The 20,121-nt window shown below is 70.3% G+C and carries 17 protein-coding genes; 9 read left to right on the forward strand and 8 right to left on the reverse strand.

Annotation, left to right across the window (positions count from 1 at the left end; genetic code table 11):
• Positions 1–103: 103 nt before the first annotated feature.
• Together ACFWNN_RS37235 and ACFWNN_RS37240 are read right to left on the reverse strand one after the other, a co-directional pair.
• Positions 104–1,642: an alkaline phosphatase D family protein gene (locus ACFWNN_RS37235; RefSeq protein ID WP_382444653.1), complete on the reverse strand. Its 1,539-nt coding sequence runs from the start codon at positions 1,640–1,642 to the stop codon at positions 104–106.
• Complete coding sequence (locus ACFWNN_RS37240; RefSeq protein ID WP_382444654.1) at positions 1,642–2,148, reverse strand: hypothetical protein; 507 nt, start codon at positions 2,146–2,148, stop codon at positions 1,642–1,644. Before ACFWNN_RS37240 ends, ACFWNN_RS37235 begins: the two co-directional genes overlap by 1 nt.
• 282 nt (positions 2,149–2,430) lie before the next feature.
• Between ACFWNN_RS37240 and ACFWNN_RS37245 the strand changes: the two genes are divergently transcribed.
• Positions 2,431–2,826, forward strand: a complete 396-nt coding sequence (locus ACFWNN_RS37245) for a DUF3040 domain-containing protein (RefSeq protein WP_329789677.1) — start codon at positions 2,431–2,433, stop codon at positions 2,824–2,826.
• A 71-nt stretch (positions 2,827–2,897) separates the two neighbouring features.
• On the opposite strand, the gene ACFWNN_RS37250 is transcribed toward ACFWNN_RS37245, so the two are convergent.
• From ACFWNN_RS37250 to tnpB, 4 genes are all read right to left on the reverse strand, one after another.
• Positions 2,898–5,423 carry a transglutaminaseTgpA domain-containing protein gene (locus ACFWNN_RS37250; RefSeq protein WP_382444655.1) on the reverse strand — a complete coding sequence of 842 codons (2,526 nt, stop codon included), beginning with the start codon at positions 5,421–5,423 and terminating at the stop codon, positions 2,898–2,900.
• A gap of 1 nt (position 5,424) precedes the next feature.
• Positions 5,425–6,690, reverse strand: a complete 1,266-nt coding sequence (locus tag ACFWNN_RS37255) for a DUF58 domain-containing protein (RefSeq protein WP_382444656.1) — start codon at positions 6,688–6,690, stop codon at positions 5,425–5,427.
• Between the two features lie 2 nt (positions 6,691–6,692).
• The gene (locus ACFWNN_RS37260) at positions 6,693–7,745 is read right to left on the reverse strand and encodes an AAA family ATPase (RefSeq protein ID WP_382444657.1); all 1,053 of its coding nucleotides are present in this window, start codon (positions 7,743–7,745) and stop codon (positions 6,693–6,695) included.
• A 77-nt stretch (positions 7,746–7,822) separates the two neighbouring features.
• The gene (tnpB, locus tag ACFWNN_RS37265) at positions 7,823–9,268 is read right to left on the reverse strand and encodes an IS607 family element RNA-guided endonuclease TnpB (RefSeq protein ID WP_382444658.1); all 1,446 of its coding nucleotides are present in this window, start codon (positions 9,266–9,268) and stop codon (positions 7,823–7,825) included.
• 352 nt (positions 9,269–9,620) lie between these two features.
• Here tnpB and mraZ point away from each other — a divergent pair, with 352 nt between their 5' ends.
• The 5 genes from mraZ to ACFWNN_RS37290 all read left to right on the forward strand — a co-directional run bounded on the left by mraZ (position 9,621) and on the right by ACFWNN_RS37290 (position 15,046).
• Positions 9,621–10,052, forward strand: coding sequence for a division/cell wall cluster transcriptional repressor MraZ (mraZ, locus tag ACFWNN_RS37270; RefSeq protein WP_053733094.1), 432 nt, complete (start codon positions 9,621–9,623; stop codon positions 10,050–10,052).
• A gap of 167 nt (positions 10,053–10,219) precedes the next feature.
• A complete protein-coding gene (gene rsmH / locus ACFWNN_RS37275; protein WP_382444659.1) occupies positions 10,220–11,173 on the forward strand; it encodes a 16S rRNA (cytosine(1402)-N(4))-methyltransferase RsmH in 954 nt (317 codons plus the stop codon).
• A complete protein-coding gene (locus ACFWNN_RS37280; RefSeq protein ID WP_382444660.1) occupies positions 11,170–11,805 on the forward strand; it encodes a hypothetical protein in 636 nt (211 codons plus the stop codon). The genes rsmH and ACFWNN_RS37280 overlap by 4 nt, the downstream gene beginning before the upstream one ends.
• 1 nt (position 11,806) lies before the next feature.
• Complete coding sequence (locus ACFWNN_RS37285) at positions 11,807–13,717, forward strand: peptidoglycan D,D-transpeptidase FtsI family protein (RefSeq protein WP_382444661.1); 1,911 nt, start codon at positions 11,807–11,809, stop codon at positions 13,715–13,717.
• 276 nt (positions 13,718–13,993) lie between these two features.
• The gene (locus ACFWNN_RS37290) at positions 13,994–15,046 is read left to right on the forward strand and encodes a putative glycoside hydrolase (protein ID WP_382444662.1); all 1,053 of its coding nucleotides are present in this window, start codon (positions 13,994–13,996) and stop codon (positions 15,044–15,046) included.
• Here ACFWNN_RS37290 and ACFWNN_RS37295 read toward each other — a convergent pair.
• Positions 15,043–15,843, reverse strand: coding sequence for a universal stress protein (locus ACFWNN_RS37295; protein WP_382444663.1), 801 nt, complete (start codon positions 15,841–15,843; stop codon positions 15,043–15,045). The genes ACFWNN_RS37290 and ACFWNN_RS37295 overlap by 4 nt on opposite strands.
• 24 nt (positions 15,844–15,867) lie before the next feature.
• A complete protein-coding gene (locus tag ACFWNN_RS37300) occupies positions 15,868–15,996 on the reverse strand; it encodes a hypothetical protein (RefSeq protein WP_382444664.1) in 129 nt (42 codons plus the stop codon).
• A gap of 57 nt (positions 15,997–16,053) precedes the next feature.
• On the opposite strand from ACFWNN_RS37300, the gene ACFWNN_RS37305 reads away from it, so the two are divergent.
• From ACFWNN_RS37305 to mraY, 3 genes are read left to right on the forward strand one after another with little or no spacing between them, the layout of a single operon-like run.
• Positions 16,054–17,580, forward strand: coding sequence for a UDP-N-acetylmuramoyl-L-alanyl-D-glutamate--2,6-diaminopimelate ligase (locus tag ACFWNN_RS37305; protein WP_382444665.1), 1,527 nt, complete (start codon positions 16,054–16,056; stop codon positions 17,578–17,580).
• Entirely contained in the window at positions 17,577–19,037 is a 1,461-nt protein-coding gene (murF, locus tag ACFWNN_RS37310) for a UDP-N-acetylmuramoyl-tripeptide--D-alanyl-D-alanine ligase (protein WP_382444666.1), read from the forward strand. Before ACFWNN_RS37305 ends, murF begins: the two co-directional genes overlap by 4 nt.
• Complete coding sequence (gene mraY, locus ACFWNN_RS37315) at positions 19,034–20,119, forward strand: phospho-N-acetylmuramoyl-pentapeptide-transferase (protein ID WP_382444667.1); 1,086 nt, start codon at positions 19,034–19,036, stop codon at positions 20,117–20,119. Before murF ends, mraY begins: the two co-directional genes overlap by 4 nt.
• The last annotated feature ends 2 nt before the right edge of the window (positions 20,120–20,121 follow it).

The raw sequence follows: 20,121 nt of genomic DNA on the forward strand, positions 1-20,121 counted from the left end.
CTGCCGCCGGCGCGACTCAACGACGCTCAACGACGCCCACTGCAGCCGATTTCGTTCGGCCACAACGGCAACGCCTGCGCCGCTCAACAACACCGGCCCGACGTCAGGCCCGTCGGTACTGCGCCGGGGACCCCGCCGTCGCCGGGTCCTCGTAGCTCCCCGCCTTCCCCCGGTCGACGTGGAACGACGTCAGCGTCGTCACCGGCGACGCCGCGTCCCGCCGGTCCCCGACCACCCTCATGTGCGTGGTGAACCGCCGGGGCGTCACCTCGTACACGTCGTAGCCGTACCTGTTGCCCTCGAAGTACTTCAGGTGCGGGTTCGCCGCCCCCATCACGGGCCCGTTCGCCGCGTTCCACTCCGGCGAGTACGCGCCGGACGTGACGGAGTGCGCGGTGAACTCGGTGCCGATCACCGGTGAGGACACGTCGTCGAAGTCCGGGCGGATGTCGTCGACGAACGCCGAGTGCCAGTCGCCGGTGAGCACCACGAGGTCCTTCAGCTCCGCGGCCGCCACGTGGCCGAGCACCTCGCGGCGTTCGGCGAGGAAGCCGTCCCACTGGTCGGTGAAGTAGTAGCCGCCGCCGGGGCGCCTCAGTTGCGACAGCATGATCGAGTTGATCCACACCTGCCACGCCTCGCGGGCGCCGGAGACACCGTCCAACAACCACTTCTTCTGCGTGGCGCCCAGGATCGTGCCGTCGGCCAGGTTCTGCGCGGACCGGTACTGGCGCAGGTCCAGAACGGTCAGATCGACCAGGGAGCCCCATTCCCGGCGGCGGTAGATCTGCGGTTCCAAGGCGCTGCCGGAGCGGATCGGGAGGTGTTCGTACCAGGCCTGGTAGGCGGCGGCGCGGCGCTTCACGAACGGCGCGGAGCCCTCGGTGCCGCTGTAGTCGTTCACCACCTCGTGGTCGTCCCAGGTGAGGAACCAGGGGTGGGCCGCGTGGGCGTCGCGCAGGGACGCGTCTCCCTTGTAGAGCGCGTGGCGGCGGCGGTAGTCCGCAAGGGACAGCACGGCCGGGCCCTCGTGGTCGCGCACGTGCTGGCCGCCCACCTGGCCGTGCTCGTAGATGTAGTCGCCGAGATGCACGACGAAGTCGACGTTCTCCGCGGCGATGCCGCGGTGGGCCGCGTAGAAGCCGTCGTGGAACGCCTGGCAGTTCGCCGTCGCGAAACGGACGCGAGACACCGCGCCGACCGGGGCCGTGCGGGTGCGTCCCACGCGGGAACGCTTGCCCAGCGCCGAGAACTGGTAGTAGTAGGTGCGACCGGGACGCAGGCCGGAGACGGGCACGTGCACGCTGTGCCCCAACAGGTTCGAGGCCGCGACCGTGCCGCACGCGACGCGGGCTCGCATCGTGCGGTCCAGGGCGACGGACCACTCGACCTCGACGATCTCGGGCAGCGGCTGCTCGAACGCCAGCGGTTCGGGGGCGAGGCGCGTCCACAGGATCACGCTGTCCGGCAACGGGTCCCCGGAGCCGACCCCGAGTGTGAACGGCGCCGCGTCCCACGTGGCGCCCAGGTCCAGCGCGGCCGCGTGGGCCTCGGCAGGGGAGAGGCCCTCGGCCAACGGCCACGCGGTGCCCAGGGCGCCCGCGGCGGCAGCGGCGCGCAGGAGATCACGTCGGTTCAGCATCAGCGGGCCTCCACGGTGAACGAGATGTTGTCCGCGTAGCCGTCGTTCGACGTGCCGCCGCCGGATCGGGTCATCTGCAAGGTGACGACCGCCGTCCTGCTGCCGGGCGGCACGGTGCCCTGGAACGTCCGCTCCAGCAGGCCCGTGCGGCCGGAGCGTTCCTCCGCCGTGACCGGGCCGAGCACGACCAGGCCGCGCGGAGTGCCGCCGGCGTCGAGGAACTCGACGGACAACCGGGCGCCGTCCTGCTGCGCCGCGTAGCCGCCGAGCCACGCCGACACGGCGAACCGAGTCGCTCGGCGCGGCAATGTCACGCTCTGTCGCAGCGTGCTCAGTGGCGTGCCGCCGCCGCCGAAGAACGACGACCCGCGCTGTGCCGGACCGGGATCACCGGGCCCCGGATACCCCTGGCCCGTGTCGTACCGCAGCACGATCGGGGCGCCCGCGACGACGAGCCAGCCGGTCAGGCCCTGCTCGGCGGCGCCGTTGACGATGAGTTCGGTCATGCGACTGATCCGAGCAAGCGGGGCTGTCCCCGGCGGATCAGGAGGTCGAACGAGGCGTGAACGGACGGCTACAAGGGCATTGAGCAAGCCTCACGAAGGCCTCACCACTGCCCCAGGAGGATGATGGTGACAGAACAGACCGAGTGAGAAGGCCGACTGGGTAGTCGCCGGGGCGCGCGGATCGTATCCTGGAGGGTGACGTCCCAGGGGTGGGTCGTCCGCCGGGTTCGGCGCAAACCGAAAACACCCGGCGCCCGCGACCGCTGTGCCGGAGGAGGAACGATGCCACTCTCCGAGCACGAGCAGCGACTGCTCGACCAGATCGAGCGCGCGCTCTACGCCGAGGACCCGAAGTTCGCATCTACCGTACGGGGCGCCAAGTTGCGGCGGCCGTCCAAGCGACGCCGCGTACAAGGCATCGTGTTGTTCGTGGTCGGCGTGGCCGCGCTCATCACCGGCGTGATGCTCCCGCAGCTCTCGATCGCCAGCATCCCCGTGGTGAGCGTCTTCGGCTTCCTGCTCATGTTCTTCGGTGCCCTCATCACCCTGACGACGTTGCGTCGCGGTGACCAGGTCGCCGAGGGCACGCAGGAGGACGGCAAGCCCGCGCGCAGCCGCAGCTCGTTCTCCGAACGGATGGAAGAGCGCTTCCGTCGCCGGTTCGACGAAGAGCAGTAACCACTGATCCACAGCAACGGGCCCGCCCCCCACGAAGGGGAGCGGGCCCGTTGCTCGTTCACCAGGGGAACTCAGACCCCGACCGGCTCGCGCTCCGGCACGTCGGCCACCGGTGCGGGCACCGGCCTCAGCACCGACTTCGGGAACAGCTTCGCCTTCCACGACAGCGGCGCGTTCAGCCGCAACGACTGCCGCACCGCCTCCAGCGCGGCGGGCAACGCCGGGTCGGCCGCCGGGTTCGGGCTGTACCAGGACCGCTCGATCGCCCCGATGACCGTGCGCAGACCTTCCTTGCCCGCGTCGTCGAGGTTGTGCTCGCGCGCCAGCCGGCGGGCCGCGATCCGGATCGTCTCGGCGGCCGGCACGGGCGCGCCGCGGTCGATCGACTCGGCGATGAGCTCGTTCCACGCCGCCGAGGCAGCCCGGGGTCCGAGCCCGGTGACCTGCCTCAGCCGGTCACGCCGTCGCATCGCGCGAACGACTCCGGGCGTCGCGACGAGCATCAACACCAGCAGCAACGCCGTCAGCCAGTACGACAGCCACGCCACCGCGAGCAGCAACGCGACCGCCCACAGCACGATCGAGATCGGCCCGCTCCACCGCCGCAGTGCTGCCACCGGACCGGTCGGCGGCGGTGCGGGACCGTCCCGCCGCTGGTCTCCGCCGACGTCACCGGGACCGGGCGGGCCGGTCCTCGCGCTCATCCGGCGGAAGAGCTGGAGGAGCAACGCGAGAGCGACGACGGTGCCCACCGCCCACGGAACCCAGTCCCTCGACGTGTCCTGCACCGTCGCGTCACCGATGGCCGCCGTGCCGTCCTCACCGTCGGGCGAGGTCGAGGCCTGCGCCGATCCGCTCGCGGTCGGCGTGGACGTCTCGGTCTCCGCCGGAGCGGTCGGCAGCTCGTCCTGGCCCTGGGCCTCCTCGCGCAGGTACGGCGGCACGATGCCGCGGCCGTCGTCGACCGGCGTCGGGTCGAACGTCATCCAGCCGTAGTTCGGGAAGAAGATCTCAACCCACGCGTGCGCGTCCTCGGTGCTGATCGTCCGGTACGACTGGTCCGGCGACAGCACGCCCGCGGTGAAGCCGATCGCCACCCGCGACGGCAGCCCCACCACGCGCGCCATGACGGCCATCGCGGACGCGTACTGCTCGCAGTAGCCGACCTTGCTCTTCGTCACGAAGTCGGTCAGCGCGTCCCGGTTGACGTCGCCCTGCGTCTTGAGGTCGTACTTGAACTCCGAGCCGTGGAAGAACTCGGTGAGCTTCGCGGCCTTGTCGAAGTCGTTGGTCGCGCCGTCGACGACCTTCTTCGCGAGGTCCTGGACCTCCTGCTCGACGCCGTTGAACGAGTAGTACTCGCGGTCGACCGCGTTCGCCTGGGCCGGGGCGAGCCGCAGCGCGCCCTTCGCCGGGGTCGCCAGCACCGTGTTGATCTCGTAAGGCTCCGGCTCGCGCTCCTGCTGGGTGTAGATGACCCCCTTCTTGGGGTCGAACTGGTACTGGTCGTCCGACGTCTGGATCGAGCGGACCTTGCCGTAGGTCGGCAGCCAGTAGCTCCGCCAGCTGCGCGGCTCGATCTTGATCGTGACGGAGTTGCCCTCGCCCCGGTCACCCGCCTGCAGCGGCAGCTCGCCGCGCGCGGGCGAGCCGCCGGGAGGCGAACCGCGTTCCCAGCCCTTGTTCGGCACGTACTGCGCCAGGGTCGACGCCCGCATGTACACAGGCTCTTCCTTGGGCATCCCGCGCACGATGAACACCTCGGCCGACTGGCCGCGGTTCAGCATGCCGCGCAACGACGTCATCTCGCTCAGGCCGATGCCACCCCGGCCACCGCCCAGCGAGCCGTTGCCGGGCAACCGCCCGACCGTGCCGACGAACGTGAACGCGAACCCGACCACCAGCGCGATCACCATCGCGATGGCCGCCACCGACGTCGCCGACGAACCCGACCCGCTGGCCGAGCCCGACCCGAGCCGGCCGCGCCACGCCACGTGCCGGTGCTGGCCGTCGACCGCGAGCAGCATCGCGAACGCCGCCGCGCCCAGCACGAACGTCCAGAACGGCAGCATCTCGTCGGCGAGCGACGCGGGCACCGCGAACACGCACAGCAGCACCAGCCCGGACGCCGCCGGAGCCGCCGCGGCCACCGCGAGCGTGTCGACCAGGATCGCGACCAGACCGATCGCGAGCACGACGAGCGCCTGGATCGCCGGCGACGCGTGCACCGGCGGCACCCCGGTCTGCACCTGCGCCACCGACTCCGCGAGCACGTCGCCGAGCTCGCTCAGCGCGTCCGGACCGGGGATGAACAGGAAGATGCCCGACCGCGTGTGCAACGCGGTGAGCAGGCACAACAGCACGAAGACCTGGGCCAGCGCCACCAACGGCGCGGGCAGCCTGGTCGCGCGCAGGAACGCGCCGGTCACGGTGATCGCGACGATCATCACGGCGATCCGGACGAGCCACAGGTCGCCCTCGATCACGCCGGAGAGCGCGGTCGAGGCGCACAGCACCGCCAGCGCGGCGATCCACGGCGTCGCCGAGGTGAACCACTCCGGTTCGGTGCTTCTGGCAGGAGCGGAACGGCTCCCCATCTCAGCCCACCTCCGAGCGGAACGACGGACCCCGGGTTCCTGCCGAGGCGCACAACTCCTGCCACACCTGCTGCATCGACGCGGACGGCTTCGCGACCGCCACGCCCCAGCCCGCGCCCGCCAGCAACCGCCGGGCGTCCTCGGGTTCGGGCGCGGCCTGGTCGGTCCCGCCGGCCCACGCGTTCACGTCCAGCAGCACCGCGAGACTGCGGGTGCCGCGCGGCCGGTACCGGATCAGCTCCTCCGCCGACGCCGGCGACAACCCGCCCAGCACCGCGATGACCTCCTGGCCCGCGCCGGGGTCGGTGCCGCCGCTCAGCTCACGGCGGTGCGAACCCTGCAACGCCGCGAGCGAGTCCAGCACCACGTGGTCGCTGTGCCCGCCGTCGGACGACCCGCCCGCGAGCACCCGCCCGTCCTCGGAGACCAGGCGGACCTGGTGCCCGAAGTGGTGCAGGTGCAGGCAGATCGACGCGGAGAACGAGATGGCCCACTCCAGCGACGCCGTCGGCCCGCTGCCGCGGTGCGCGTGCACCCGGTGGTCGATCAGCACCGTCGTGCCGCCACGCCACGGGCGTTCCTCGACGCGCACCATCAGCTCGTCGCGCCGGGCGGTCGACCGCCAGTGCACCTTCCGCAGGTCATCGCCCTGCCGGTACGGCCGCACCACCGCGTCGTCCTCGCCCTGACCGGCCCGCAGCCGCACCGAGCCGTCGTCGCCCGCGCCCATGCCGGACCCGCCGGGCAACCCCGACAGCCGCACGACCCGGGGCACCACGACCAGGCGTGACCGGCCGGCGAGCTCGCGGTCGAACTCGGCGAGCCCGAACGGATCGGTGATCCGCGCCATCAACGGCCCGACCTGCTGGATCCCGCGCATCACCGGCTTGAGCGGATAGCGCAACGACGTCGGCGTGTTGCGGGGCAGCCGCTCGACGAGGAACCGCGGCCGCGCGCCCAGGGCGTACGGAACGGTGTCCTCCAGCATCAGGCCGCCCGTGGGCAGCCGTCCGGTGCTGCGCAGGTCGAGCTTCACCTCGGACGCGGCACCGACCGGCACCCGGCTCGGGGCGAGGTACCGGGCGGCGTGCAGCCCCACCCGAGCCCTCGTCGCGAGCCACGCGGCCAGCAGCGGCAGCGCGATCACGAAGGCCGCGACCCGCAACAGGTCGCGCTCGTTCAGCACGGCGGCGCACACTCCGGCGGCGAACCCCGCGGCCAGCAAGCATCTTCCGCGCGTGGTCAGACCGGAGAGTGCGGTGCGCATCGTTAGCGTGGCGTCCCTGCGTTGTTGTTGTTCATGCTGCGGACGAACGCCGCACTCGGGTCCAGCGCCGCCGTGGGCACCGGCACGCGCTGCAAGAGCGCCCTGATCAGCTCGGCGGGGGACCGGCGGGCGGCCTGGGCCTCCGCGGTCAGCACCAGCCGGTGGGCCAGCACCGGGATCGACACCGCGTGGACGTCGTCCGGCACCACGAAGTCCCGACCGGCGAGCGCGGCCTGCGCACGGGCCGCCCGCACGAGGTGCAGCGTCGACCGCGGCGAGGCACCGAGGCGGAGTTCCGGCAGGCGGCGCGTCGCCGAGACCAGCTCGACGGCGTACCGGCGGACCTCCGGCGACAGGTGCACCCGGCGCACGGCCTCGATCAGCCGCAGGATCTGCGCGGCGTCCGAGACGGGCCGCAGGTCGTCGAGCGGGTTGTGGCCCGCGTGCTCGTCCACCATCGCGAGCTCGGCCTGCGGGTCCGGGTACCCGACCGACACGCGCGCGGTGAACCTGTCGCGCTGCGCCTCGGGAAGGGCGTAGGTGCCCTCCATCTCGATCGGGTTCTGCGTCGCGATCACCATGAACGGCGACCCCAGCGGGTACGTGTTGCCGTCGACCGTGACCTGGTGCTCCTCCATGCACTCCAGCAGCGCGGACTGCGTCTTGGGGGAGGCGCGGTTGATCTCGTCGCCGACGACGATGTTCGCGAAGATCGGTCCCGGCCGGAACTCGAAGTCGTTCTCCTGCCGGTTGTAGATCGACGAGCCGGTGATGTCACTCGGCAGCAGGTCGGGCGTGAACTGCACGCGGCTCACCGTGCAGTCGATCGAACGGGCCAGCGCTTTGGCCAGCGAGGTCTTGCCGACACCCGGCACGTCCTCGACCAGCAGGTGCCCCTCGGCGAGCAGCGTCACCAGGGCGAGGCGGACCACGTCGGGTTTGCCGACGAGCACCCGCTCCACGTTGGCGGCGATCCGCTGGACGGCGCCGTGCAACTCACCCAGAACCTGATCGACCGGCGCGTGACTGTTCGCGCTTGGGCTTCCCGGCGTCACTAAACCTCCAGCAGCCGTGTCCGGAACACGGACGTGTGAGCGTTTCACGCAGTGTGTCAAACCTTGGCTAAGCGCCGTTAGCTACCGGCAGCATCCTCCACCACCAGTTTCCACCTTCCGTTACCTGAGGCGTGAGCGACGTCGGGCCGCTGCGCTCGGTAGCCGTCACCTCGCGGTGCGGCGTTGGCCCGGCCGCGGCCGGGCCTTCCCGCGGCGGTACCCGCTGCCCACGTTGCGTGAGTCTGACGTGGGTTTCCGTCGGGCTTGTTTCTCGTCCCGGCGCAACTCGCCGCGGACGTGCTACCCGCTGCCTCGCTGACGAGCGCGACGAGGTTGCGGGCGGCGTTGAGGTCGCGATCGAGCACGAAGCCGCACTCGTCGCAGTCGTGCACCCGGACGCGCAGCGACAGCTTGGCTTTCACCGCACCGCAGTCCGAGCAGGTCTTCGAGGACGGGAACCAGCGGTCGGCGACGACCAGCCGGGAACCGCCCCAGGCGGACTTGTAAGAGGTCTGCCGCCTCAGTTCGCGCATGCCGACATCCGCGATGTGCCGAGCCAGGCGGCGATTGCGCAGCATGCCGGACACGGTGAGGTCCTCCAGCACGATCGTGCCGAACTCGCGGACCAGCCCGGTGGTGATTTTGTGCAGGCCGTCGCGTCGGGAGTGCGCGATTCCGGCGTGCAGCCGTGCGATCTTGGCGCGAGTCTTGCGCCATCGGTTCGAGGGCTGGTGCCCGGTGCGCCGGTCGGGGCCGATGCGCCGAGCTGCCTGGCGCTGCAGCCGGCGCAAAGCGCGAAGCGAGACGCTGAGGTGTCGCGGGTTCGGCACGACCAGACCCGTGGACAGCACCGCGAGCGATGTCACACCGAGATCGACGCCGACCGCGCCGTCAGGCCGCCGAGGCGTCGGCTCGGTCCGGGTGATCTCCACTGAGAAGGAGCAGAACCAGCGCCCGGACCGGTGCGACACGGTGGCAGACCGGATGCGCGCGGTGCCGCGCTCCAGATGGCGGGAGAGCTTGCGCGTGGACTCGTGAGTGCGCACCGCGCCGATGCGCGGCAACTTCACGTGCCGCCGATCACCGGTGACGCCGTAGGAGCCGGTGGTGAACCGGCAGGAAGACCCAGCTCGCCTGCCCTTGAACCCGGGGAACCGAACCGCGGGGTCGCGTCTCCTGCCTCTGCGACTGTCGTGCCAGTTCGTCAACGCGGCGGCCAGGTTGGCCAGCCCGGACGCGTAGGCCTCCTCCTTGGAGTTCTCGCCCCACCACGGCGCGGCTGCGGCCTTCGCCTGGTTCCAGTCCGCGCGCAGGCTGAAGGCCGACCACGACACCGGCGGGGTGAGTTCCCCGGAGAGGATGCCGTAGGAGGCCTCGGCCGCACGTTGGTCCAGGTTGGCCTTGACCCGCGCCAGTCCCCAGTTGAACGCATAGCGCTGCGCGCCGCAATGCGACCGCAGGGCTGTACGTTGACCTGCGGTCGGATCGAGCGCGAACCGGTAGGCCTGGATCACCGTGACCATTTCGTCATCACGGTAGCGGGCGGCACCGACAGTCCCGGCGCACCTGCGAAAACCCATGCCATCCACCTTCCCCCACCAACTCGCCGTCACGCGCCGTTTTCCCGGAATTTTCTAGGCCGTTCGAGTGCTTATTCGCGGCCGAACCCTCACCCGCCACGGTGGTGCCGCACGAGTTCCCCCACCGTCCCCCCGGCCCGCCCCACGGCGTCTACCAGCACAAACGAGTTTCGACATGCTGTGTAAACACCTGTTTCAACGTTGACTGTGGTGAAAAGTGGGGTACTGTGGCGGCCGGTGGGGCAGACGGGGGCTCCACTGCCGGTCTCGTCGCCCGGCAAGGGAGGTGTCTGCCGTGTTCCTCGGCACTCACTACCCGCGCCTGGATGACAAAGGTCGGCTGACACTGCCTGCGAAGTTCCGGGACGAACTGGCGGGAGGTCTCATGGTCACCAAGGGCCAGGACCACTGCCTGTACGTGTTCCCCCGGGCTGAGTTCGAGCAGATGGCGAGGAAGGTCGCCGAGGCGCCGTTCACGAACGACGCCGTACGCGCCTATCAGCGTTATCTGTTCGCGGGTACGGACGAGCAGCGTCCGGACGGTCAGGGCCGCGTCCTGATCGCACCGGAACTGCGCCGGTATGCCGGGTTGACCAAGGAGTGCGTGGTCGTCGGCGCGTTCACCAGGTTGGAGATCTGGGACGCGGCGGCCTGGCAGACCTATCTCGACGAGCACGAGGACGGCTACGCCACCGCTCGCGAGGAGGTCATTCCGGGCGTCTTCTGATGGCGGTCAGCCGAGCAACAGGCCGGATGTTCCAACGCGATTCGGGTGCCGTGAGGCCTCGGTCCGCTCGAGTATCGGCCCTGGCGCACCTTCCCCGGCGCCAGGTTCGACGGGCGGGCGGGGACCTGACGTCACCCGAAACGCGCATTAAGGGGAGTAGAGGGACGATGGATCAGCCGCGGCACGTTCCGGTGCTGCTGGACCGCGTCCTGGAACTCTTCGCTCCGGCGCTCGAAGGCAAGCCTGCCATCGTTGTCGACACGACCCTCGGCATGGGCGGCCACTCCGACGCGCTGTTGAGCGCGCACCCGGAACTCACGCTCATCGGGCTCGACCGCGACCCGCAGGCCATCGAGATGGCCGGCAAGCGGCTCGCTCGCCACGGCGACCGGGTCAAGCTCGTCAACGTCACCTACGACCACATCGACGAAGCCGTGGAAGACCTCGGTTACTCCCGTGTGGACGGTGTGCTGATGGACCTCGGCGTCTCCTCGTTGCAGCTCGACGAGGAGGAACGCGGGTTCGCGTACTCCAAGGACGCCCCGCTCGACATGCGGATGTCCAAGGGCACCGGCATGACGGCGGCGGACGTGCTCAACACGTACTCGCACGGCGACCTCGCCCGGATCCTCTCCACGTACGGCGAGGAGCGGTTCGCGGGCAAGATCGCCTCGGCCGTTCTGCGCGAGCGCGACAAGGAGCCGTTCACGAATTCCGGACGGCTGGTCGAGCTGCTCTACGCCGTCGTGCCCGCGGCCTCGCGGCGCACCGGCGGGCACCCGGCCAAGCGGACGTTCCAGGCGTTGCGGATCGAGGTCAACGGCGAGCTGGAGTCGTTGCGGCTGGCCCTGCCCGCCGCGCTGGGCGTGCTCGGCGTCGGCGGCCGGATCGTCGTGGAGTCCTACCAGTCCCTCGAGGACCGGATGGTGAAGCAGGCGTTCGCGGAGCTCGCGAAGTCGAAGACCCCGCCAGGGCTGCCGGTCGAGCTGCCGGGCCACGGGCCCGAGGTCAAGCTGCTCACCAAGGGCGCCGAGCTGGCGAACGAGCAGGAGATCGAGGACAACCCTCGTGCGGCGCCGGTGCGCCTGCGCGCGGCGGAGCGGATCGGAGAACCGAGATGACGGCACCCGCACGCGTCGGCGGGCCGTCGCCGCGCGACCCGTCCAAGTCGTCGAAGGACAAGCGCGAGCAGAAGGACAAGGCTCGCAGGCGTACGGCCGGAGCGGAGCGCGCCTACGCCCGCCGGGCCCAGCGCGCCCAGAACCTGCGGGGTGGCGGTGCCGCGCCGCAGCAGAAGGTCGCGTCCAAGGCGCCGTTCGTCGTGCTCGTGATGCTCGTGCTCGGCGCGGGCGTCGCCGGGATCATGTACTTCTCCACCCAGGCCGCCGCCGACACCTACCGTCTCCAGGAGGCGCGGGCCGAGGCCGAGCGGCTGACGTTGCAGATGGAGCAGCTGCGCCGCGAGGTGGCGCTGCTGGAGTCGCCGACCGACCTGGCCCGCCGCGCGGGCGAGATGGGTCTCGTCGAGCCGGTGAACCCGGCGAGGCTGCGGCAGAACCCGGACGGCTCGATCGAGGAGTTCGGCAAGCCGAGCCCGGCGACCAAGCCGGCGCCGCCGCCCGCGCCGTCCTCGGAGACCCCGGCGCCGCCGGCGGGCCAGACGCCTCCGGCAGGTCAGCAGCCTCCCGCGGGCCAGACGCCTCCCGAGGGGCAGACGCCGCCTGCCGGTCAGACGCCTCCGGCGGGCGGCTGAGATGCCGGGTCCGCAGACCAGGGGACCGCGCCGGCCGTTGTCCGTGCGCGGCTCCCGGCCGGCCACCCGCCTGGGCGGCAACAGCAGGGTGCGCATCGCCGTCGGCCGCATCCTGCTGATCGGCGCGCTGCTGATCGCGGGCGTCAAGCTCGTGCAGGTGCAGGGTCTGCAGGCCGCCGAGCTGTCGCAGCAGGCGCAGAAGCAGCGCACGACGCCCATCGACATCCCTGCCGAACGCGGCTCGATCCTCGACCGCAACGGCAACCAGCTCGCGTTCTCGATCGAGGTCCGCGCGCTCTACGTCCTCCCGCAACGCGCGCGGAAGACCTGGGACGAGGCGCACGCGAAGGACGCGAAGAAGTATCCCGGCACGTACGAGGACCACGCGCGCGAGATCGCGAAGTTCATGTCGGAGACGCTCGGCCCCGAGGTCAACGGCGAGAAGACCGACGAGGAGTCGATCTACCAGCAGCTCGTCCAGGACATCACCTACGAGGTGCTGGCGAGGGAGGCCGAGCCGGCCAAGGCCGCGAAGATCGTCGCGAAGTTCCCGTCGGACATCGGCTCGGAGTACCGCTCCAAGCGCATCTACCCCAACGGCGATGTGGCCTCGAACATCATCGGCGCGGCGAACTGGCGCGAGGGCGAGAAGCCGCCGACCGTCCAGGGCATCCTCGGGCTGGAGAACGCGCAGGACAACGTGCTCGCGGGCCGCACGGGCCGGCGCGTGGTCGACACGATGTCGGGCGACGACACCCTCGTCATCCCCAACACCGAACGCGAGCTGGTCAAGCCGCAGCCGGGCAAGAGCCTGGAACTGACGATCGACATCGACACCCAGTACGCCGTCCAGAAGATGGTCACCGACTACACGAAGAAGTCGGGCGCGAAGAACGGTTCCGCCGTGGTGCTGGACAGCCGCACCGGCGAGATCGTCGCGATGGCCAACGACAAGACGTACGACCCGACGGACTTCGGCAAGGCCACCGAGGACCAGAAGCGCAACACCGCCGTCGCCTACAGCTTCGAGCCCGGCTCGGTGAACAAGATCGTCACGGCCGCGGCCGCCGTCGAGTACGGCCTGCACAAGCCGGACGACGTGCTCCAGGTGCCGGGGTCGATCAAGGTCGCCGACCGGACCATCCGCGACGCCTGGAACCACCCGACCGTGCCCATGTCGTTCACCGGCGTGTTCGCGAAGTCCTCGAACGTCGGCACGCTGCTCGCCGCCCAGGAGGTCGGCCAGGAGCGCTACGCCGAGATGCTGCAGAAGTTCGGTCTCGGCCGCCGCACCCAGTCCGGCGTCCCCGCCGAGGAGGCGGGCCAGGTCCCGCCGCTCAACCAGTGGTCCGGCTCGACGTTCGGCAACCTGCCGATCGGCCAGGGCCTCTCGATGACGCTGCTGCAGATGACCGGGATGTACCAGGCCATCGCCAACGACGGCGTGCGCATCCCGCCGCGGCTGGTCCGCGCCGAGATCGGCGAGGAGGGCGCGCGGTCGGAGAAGCAACGGCCGGAGGGCGTCCGGGTCGTGTCGGCGGAGACCGCGAAGACCGTGCGCGACATGTTCCGCTCGGTCACCCAGTCCGACCCGCGCGACGCGAACCAGAACGGCACCGGCAAGCAGGCCGCGCTGCCCGGCTACCAGGTCGCGGGCAAGACCGGCACGGCGCAGCAGATCGACCAGAACTGCAAGTGCTACTCGCAGTCGCAGTACTGGATCACGTTCGCGGGCATCCTGCCGGCGGACAACCCGCGCTACGTCGTGGGGATCATGCTCGACGCGCCCACCGGCACCCAGTTCAGCTCGTCGGCGGCGCCGCTGTTCCACGACATCGCGACGTTCCTGACGCAGCGGTTCCAGGTGCCGATGTCGGCCGAGCAGACGCCGTTCGTGCAGCTGCAGATGTAATTCCTGGGCGTGACCTGAAGCACGCCCAGGCATGACAACAGGACAATTCGATGTCATCTGTTAATTTCCCGCCGTAATGAGACGCATTCCATCACGTCTAATGCTCCGAAACCGGAGTGGCAAGGCGAGATGGGGTTCGGCGTGCGTTCCTTCAGCATTGCGATCTTGGCGGGCGTCCTGGCGGTGACGATCATTCCCGCAGCTCAGGCAGACGAGGATCCGTCCGTGGTCGATTCCTTCTGGCTCCACATGAACAGCACTCCGACCAGTGAGAAAATGATCTACGAAGAGGCGCAACGGCGTTCTTACGTCGTTCTGAACGCCTGGGAAAAGGATCTTGCCGCGAAGTTCAAAGCGGCTAATACAAAGATCCAGACCTTCGTCTACAAAGATCTTTCTTCCACGCGCAGCTACGCCTGCGAGAACGGTGTGGACGACGCCGACCTCCCCGCCGGCGTCGGCTACTGCGCGGCCGACCCGTCGTGGTTCCTGACCGACGCCTCCGGCGACCGGTTCGAGTACGACGGCTACGAGGGCCACTGGCAGATGGACGTCGGCAACGCCGAGTACCAGAACGCGTGGGCCGACAACGTCGTGAAGTCGTCGGCCGGCGCGTTCGACGGCGTCTTCATGGACAACGCCCTGTTCGCCTGCGACACCTACCACGACGGCGTGTGCCCGGCGAAGTACCCGACCGACTCCTCGATGCAGGACGCCTACCGCTCGATGCTCGCCGGCACCCGGCAGAAGTTCGTGGACGCGGGTCTCAAGACCGTCGCGAACATGTCGAACGCCCGCCTGCACGACGGCGCGTGGGACAGCTATGTCGAGCACCTCGACGGCGGCTTCGACGAGTGGTGGCTGACCTTCGGCGACTCCGACCTGCTCAGCGAGTACGCGCAGGGCTGGAGCCGGCAGATCGAGCAGATCACCGCCAACGAGGCCAAGGGCAAGATCACCTGGGTGCAGCCGCACCACAGCGGCGCCGAGCAGCCGTTCCGCTACGCGTTCGCGAGCTACCTGCTGGCCGCGGGCGAGAACGCGGCGATCTCCGAGATCGAGGAGACCGACCGCTACGACAACCCGTCGCTGTGGCGCACCGAGTACGACTGGGACCTCGGCGCCCCGCTCGGCGAGCACTTCGAGATCGCGAAGAACGTGCACCAGCGCGACTTCGAGTGCGGCACGGTGATCGTCAACGCCAACCGGACCGGCAGCGCACCGCTCACCGTCCGCCTCGCCTCGACGCAGTTCAACGAGCACAACGCGCCGGTGAACTTCGTGGCGCTGCCCGGCACGACCGGAACGGTCCTGCGCAAGACCTGCTAGTCCTTCGCGGGCTCCGCGCGCGCCACCAGCACCGGGCACGACGCGTGGTGCAGCGCGGCCCGCGTGACCAGCCCGACCCCGTCGTGCTGCCCGCCGCGACCCACCACGACGAGGTCGGAGTCCAGCGACGCCATGGACTCGTGCGGGTGCCGTGCCTCCACCCGCACCTCGGGCGTCAGCTCGGGAGCCGTGGTCCGCAGGAACAACACGGCCCGGCGCAGCGCGGCCTCGTCCCGCGGCGCCGACGGGTCGTGCTGCGCGGGCAGGTGGATGTGCAGCAACCGCAGCCGCGCTCGGCGGGTGCGGCAGAGCTCGACCGCGCGCCGCAGCACGACCGGGTCCTCGCACCCGCCGACGGCAGCGGTGACCCAGCCGTGTTCGCCGCGGATCGCCTCAGGTCGTCCGCGCACCACCACGACGCCGCACCGCGCGCGGCGCAACACCGGGAGGACGAGGGACCCCAGACCCAGGCCGCGGTGCTGTTCTCCCTTGCACCCCAGGACCAAGGTCGCGCTCGAGTCCGACGCCCCCACCAGTGCGGCCACCGGGTCGTCGCCACTGGGGCGGAAGTGGGCGGTGAGCATCGGCAGCCGTTCCAGGACCTTCTGGACCGTCGTGTCACCGGGGTCCGCCAGGTACACCTGGAGGTCCGTCCGGAGCGACCACGCGTGCCGCGCGGCCCACTCGAACGCGTGATACGCGAATTCGGACGTGTCCACCCCGACCGTCACGGACCTGCTGAAATCCGGTGCCCAGAAGGAGAATCTCCTGGGTTCCACCGCCGTGCGTGTTCTCATCGCCGCCTCCTGCCGCGCTCTACCTCACCGCAGCCGCACCAGTGCCCACAGGGCCGGAAGTCCCAAGGCGGGCAGGAACTTGTTCCGCCGGACGGGCTCGCTCACGCAGACCAGCGGACGAGGCCACCCGAACGGCGCAGAGCCGCTGATCATCACCCGAACGCCAACGCGCCGCTCACCCACTCCGCGCAGGCCGGTAGCCTCTCGCCCGTGCCTGCCAAGCTCGAGGGCAAGGTCGCGACCGCCCCGCCCCGCCCCACTGCCATCCGCCCTGCTTCCGTGGCTGCTCTCGCCGCGGTCGCCGACGTGCACCTGACCAGGCCGGCGCATGCCGACGTCCAGGTGACAGGGGTAACTCTGCGTGCTCAGCACGTGGTCGCCGGAGACCTCTACGCCGCGCTGCCGGGCGCGCACGTCCACGGTGCCGACTTCGCCGCCACGGCGATCGAGAACGGCGCCGTCGCCGTCCTGACCGACGAGGCCGGCGCCGCGCGCGACGCCCTCAAGGACGTGCCCGTGCTGATCCACCCGCGTCCGCGCGAGGTCGTGGGTCTGCTCGCCGCGCACGTCTACGGGCAGCCGTCGCAGAAGATCAAGCTGTGGGGGGTCACCGGCACGTCCGGCAAGACCACCACCACGTACATGATCGAGTCGGTGCTGCGCGCCGCCGGGAAGCACACCGGCCTGATCGGCACGGTCGGCACCCGGATCGGCACCGAGCAGCTCGGCAGCTCGCACACCACGCCCGAGGCGCCGGACCTGCAGGCGTTGTTCGCGGTGATGGCCGAGCGCGGCGTCACCGACGTGGCGATGGAGGTGTCGAGCCACGCGCTGCACATGGGCCGCGTCGCCGCCACCGAGTTCGAGATCGGCGCGTTCACGAACCTCAGCCAGGACCACCTCGACTTCCACGCCGACATGGAGGAGTACTTCCAGGTCAAGGCGCAGCTGTTCGACGGCCGCGCGCGCAAGGAGGTCGTCTGCGTCGACGGCGAGTGGGGCCCGCGGCTCGTGCAGCCCGGCACCGTCACCGTCGCCAGGACCACCGAGGCCGACTGGACCGCGAGCGACGTCGAGGTCAGCGCGACCGGGGAGCAGACCTTCACCGCGCACGGCCCGGACGGCGACCTCCGCATCCACCTGCCGCTCGCGGGCAGCTTCAACATCACGAACGCCCTGCTGGCGATCGCCTGCCTGCACCTCGAGGGGATCAGCGGCGAGGCGATCGCCGAGGGTCTGAAGAACGTGCAGGTCCCCGGCCGCATGCAGCGCGTCGACGAGGGCCAGGACTTCACCGCCGTCGTCGACTACTCGCACAAGCCCGCCGCCGTCGCGCTCGCGCTGGACGCGGTCAGGGCCAAGACCGACGGCCGGGTGATCATCGTGCTCGGCTGCGGTGGCGACCGGGACCGCGCCAAGCGCCCGCTGATGGGCGAGGCCGCCGCGGAACGGGCCGAGGTGTTGATCATCACCGATGACAACCCCAGGAGCGAAGACGCGTCCTCTATTCGGGCCGCCATGCTCGAAGGGGCGCTCGCCACCGCGAACCGGGGCGAGGTCCTGGAGATCGGCGACCGGAGGCTCGCGATCGAGAAGGCCGTCGAGCTCGCACATCCGGGTGACGTCGTCGTCGTGGCGGGCAAGGGACACGAGACGGGACAAGAGATCGCCGGCGTGATCCATCCGTTCTCGGACGTCGAGACGCTGACCGCCGCGATCAGAGAGGCGCACCGTTGATCGCACTCACGCTCGCCGAGATCGCGGAGATCGTCGGCGGACGGTTGCACGCGACCGATGGCAGTCCGGTGGTCACCGGCACCATCGAGTTCGACACCCGCGAGGTCGCCGAGGGGGGCCTCTTCCTGGCTCTGCCCGGGGAACGCGTGGACGGCCACGACTTCGCCGCCCAGGCCGTGGCCGCGGGCGCCGCCGGGGTGCTGGCGGGCCGCGAGGTCGACGCGCCGTCGGTGATCGCGCCGCCGGTGCAGGCCAAGCACACCAACGCCTACGTGCTCGCGGGCGACAAGACCGGTGAGGGCGCGGCGGTGCTGGAGGCGCTCGCCAAGCTGGCTCGCCACGTCACCGACCGCCTGAAGGACCTCACGATCGTCGGCATCACCGGCTCGGCGGGCAAGACGTCCACCAAGGACCTCATCGCCCAGGTGCTGAGCCCGGTCGGCGAGACGATCGCCCCGCCCGGTTCGTTCAACAACGAGCTCGGCCACCCGTGGACGGCGCTGAGGGCCACCGAGGACACCAAGTTCCTCGTGCTGGAGCTGTCCGCGCGCGGGGTCGGCCACATCGCGAACCTGTGCGAGGTCGCGCCACCGAAGTTCGGCGCCGTGCTCAACGTCGGCACCGCGCACCTCAGCGAGTTCGGCTCGCGCGAGGGCATCGCGCAGGGCAAGGGCGAGCTCGTCGAGTCGCTGCCGGAGGACGGCGTCGCCATCCTGAACGCCGACGACCAGCTGGTCGCGGGCATGGCGAGCCGCACGAAGGCCAAGGTCGTCCTGGTCGGGGAGAGCCCGAACGCGGACGTGCGCGCCGTGGACGTCGAGCTGGACGAGCAGGCCCGCGCGAGCTTCACGCTGAAGACCGCGCAGGGCGAGGCCCGCGTCAAGCTCGGTCTGAACGGCGCGCACCAGGTCGGCAACGCCCTGGTCGCCGCCGCGATCGCACTCGAACTGGGCGCCACGCCCGAAGAGGTGGCGCGGCGACTGGGCGCCGCGGAACGGGTCTCCGCACATCGCATGGTCATCACCGACCGCGCGGACGGCGTGACGGTGATCGACGACGCCTACAACGCGAACCCCGACTCGGTGCGCGCGGCGTTGAAGTCGCTCGCCTCGATCGCGCGCGCGACGACGCCCGCCCGCCGCAGCTGGGCCGTCCTCGGCCCGATGGCGGAACTGGGCGACGACGCGGTGCGCGAGCACGACGAGATCGGCCGCCTGGTGGTGCGCCTGGACATCAGCAAGCTGGTCGTGGTCGGTGACCCGGCCCGCGCGATGCACCAGGGCGCGCACCTGGAAGGATCTTGGGGAGACGAATCCGTCCTGGTGCCGGACGCGGACGCGGCGCTCGCGTTGCTCTCGGGGGAAGTCCGGCCCGGTGACGTAGTGCTGGTCAAGGCATCCAACGCCTACCGCCTGTGGCGCATCGCCGAGGCCCTGCTGGAGGCAGGAACCAAGTGAAGAGCATTCTGATCGCGGCCGCGATCGCACTCGCGGTGTCCATCCTGCTGACGCCTTACCTGATCAAGGTCTTCTCCCGGCAGGGCTTCGGCCAGGAGATCCGCGAGGACGGTCCGCAGCACCACAAGACCAAGCGCGGCACGCCGACCATGGGTGGCCTCGCCATCCTGGTCGCGATGTGGGCCGGCTACCTCGGCACGCACCTCGTGAACTCGATGTCGGCCTCGGCGTCCGGGCAGACCCCGACGGCGTCCGGCCTGCTCGTGCTGATGCTGACGACGTCGCTGGGCCTCGTCGGCTTCCTCGACGACTTCATCAAGATCCGCAAGGCCCGCAACCTCGGCCTGAACAAGACGGCGAAGCTGGTCGGCCAGTTCATCGCGACCATCACGTTCGCGGTCCTGGTGCTCCAGTTCCCGAACAAGGAAGGCCTGACGCCCGCGTCGGTCAACCTGTCGTTCGTGCGCGACATCCCCGTGGTGTCGTTCGGCGTCATCGGGTTCATCGTCTTCTGCTACGGCATGGTCGCCGCGTGGTCGAACGCGGTGAACCTGACCGACGGTCTCGACGGCCTCGCCGGCGGTTCGTCGGCGATGGTGTTCGGCACGTACGTCGTCATCTCGTTCTGGCAGTTCCGCTACAACTGCTCCAGCTACGCCGTGGCCGGCTGTTACGACGTCCGCGACCCGCTGGACCTCGCCGTGATCGCCGCGGCCGCGATGGCGGGCTGCATCGGCTTCCTCTGGTGGAACGCCGCTCCGGCCAAGATCTTCATGGGTGACACCGGGTCGCTCGCGCTCGGCGGTCTCGTCGCCGGTCTCGCGATCGCCACCCGCACCGAGCTGCTGATGATCGTCATCGGTGGTCTGTTCGTGGTCGAGGCCCTGTCGGTGGCGTTGCAGGTTGCGGTGTTCCGCACCTCACGACGGCGCTTGTTCCGCATGGCCCCGTTCCACCACCACTTCGAGCTCGCCGGGTGGGCGGAGACCACGGTCATCATCCGGTTCTGGTTGATGGCCGGCATCTGCTGCATGTTCGGGCTCGGCGTGTTCTACAGCGAGTGGCTGACGGGCGGTTTCTAGGG

Origin of the sequence: Lentzea sp. NPDC058450 (assembly GCF_042721395.1) — a bacterium.
In the GTDB taxonomy this organism is placed as follows: domain Bacteria; phylum Actinomycetota; class Actinomycetes; order Mycobacteriales; family Pseudonocardiaceae; genus Lentzea.

Excerpts from the sequence above, each read along its gene's own strand:
- ACFWNN_RS37235 (WP_382444653.1), bottom strand. The coding sequence starts at position 1,642 with ATGCTGAACCGACGTGATCTCCTGCGCGCCGCTGCCGCCGCGGGCGCC.
- ACFWNN_RS37240 (WP_382444654.1), bottom strand. The coding sequence starts at position 2,148 with ATGACCGAACTCATCGTCAACGGCGCCGCCGAGCAGGGCCTGACCGGC.
- ACFWNN_RS37245 (WP_329789677.1), top strand. The coding sequence starts at position 2,431 with ATGCCACTCTCCGAGCACGAGCAGCGACTGCTCGACCAGATCGAGCGC.
- ACFWNN_RS37250 (WP_382444655.1), bottom strand. The coding sequence starts at position 5,423 with ATGGGGAGCCGTTCCGCTCCTGCCAGAAGCACCGAACCGGAGTGGTTC.
- ACFWNN_RS37255 (WP_382444656.1), bottom strand. The coding sequence starts at position 6,690 with ATGCGCACCGCACTCTCCGGTCTGACCACGCGCGGAAGATGCTTGCTG.
- tnpB (WP_382444658.1), bottom strand. The coding sequence starts at position 9,268 with ATGGTCACGGTGATCCAGGCCTACCGGTTCGCGCTCGATCCGACCGCA.
- rsmH (WP_382444659.1), top strand. The coding sequence starts at position 10,220 with ATGGATCAGCCGCGGCACGTTCCGGTGCTGCTGGACCGCGTCCTGGAA.
- ACFWNN_RS37280 (WP_382444660.1), top strand. The coding sequence starts at position 11,170 with ATGACGGCACCCGCACGCGTCGGCGGGCCGTCGCCGCGCGACCCGTCC.
- ACFWNN_RS37285 (WP_382444661.1), top strand. The coding sequence starts at position 11,807 with ATGCCGGGTCCGCAGACCAGGGGACCGCGCCGGCCGTTGTCCGTGCGC.
- ACFWNN_RS37290 (WP_382444662.1), top strand. The coding sequence starts at position 13,994 with ATGATCTACGAAGAGGCGCAACGGCGTTCTTACGTCGTTCTGAACGCC.
- ACFWNN_RS37295 (WP_382444663.1), bottom strand. The coding sequence starts at position 15,843 with ATGAGAACACGCACGGCGGTGGAACCCAGGAGATTCTCCTTCTGGGCA.
- ACFWNN_RS37300 (WP_382444664.1), bottom strand. The coding sequence starts at position 15,996 with ATGATCAGCGGCTCTGCGCCGTTCGGGTGGCCTCGTCCGCTGGTCTGC.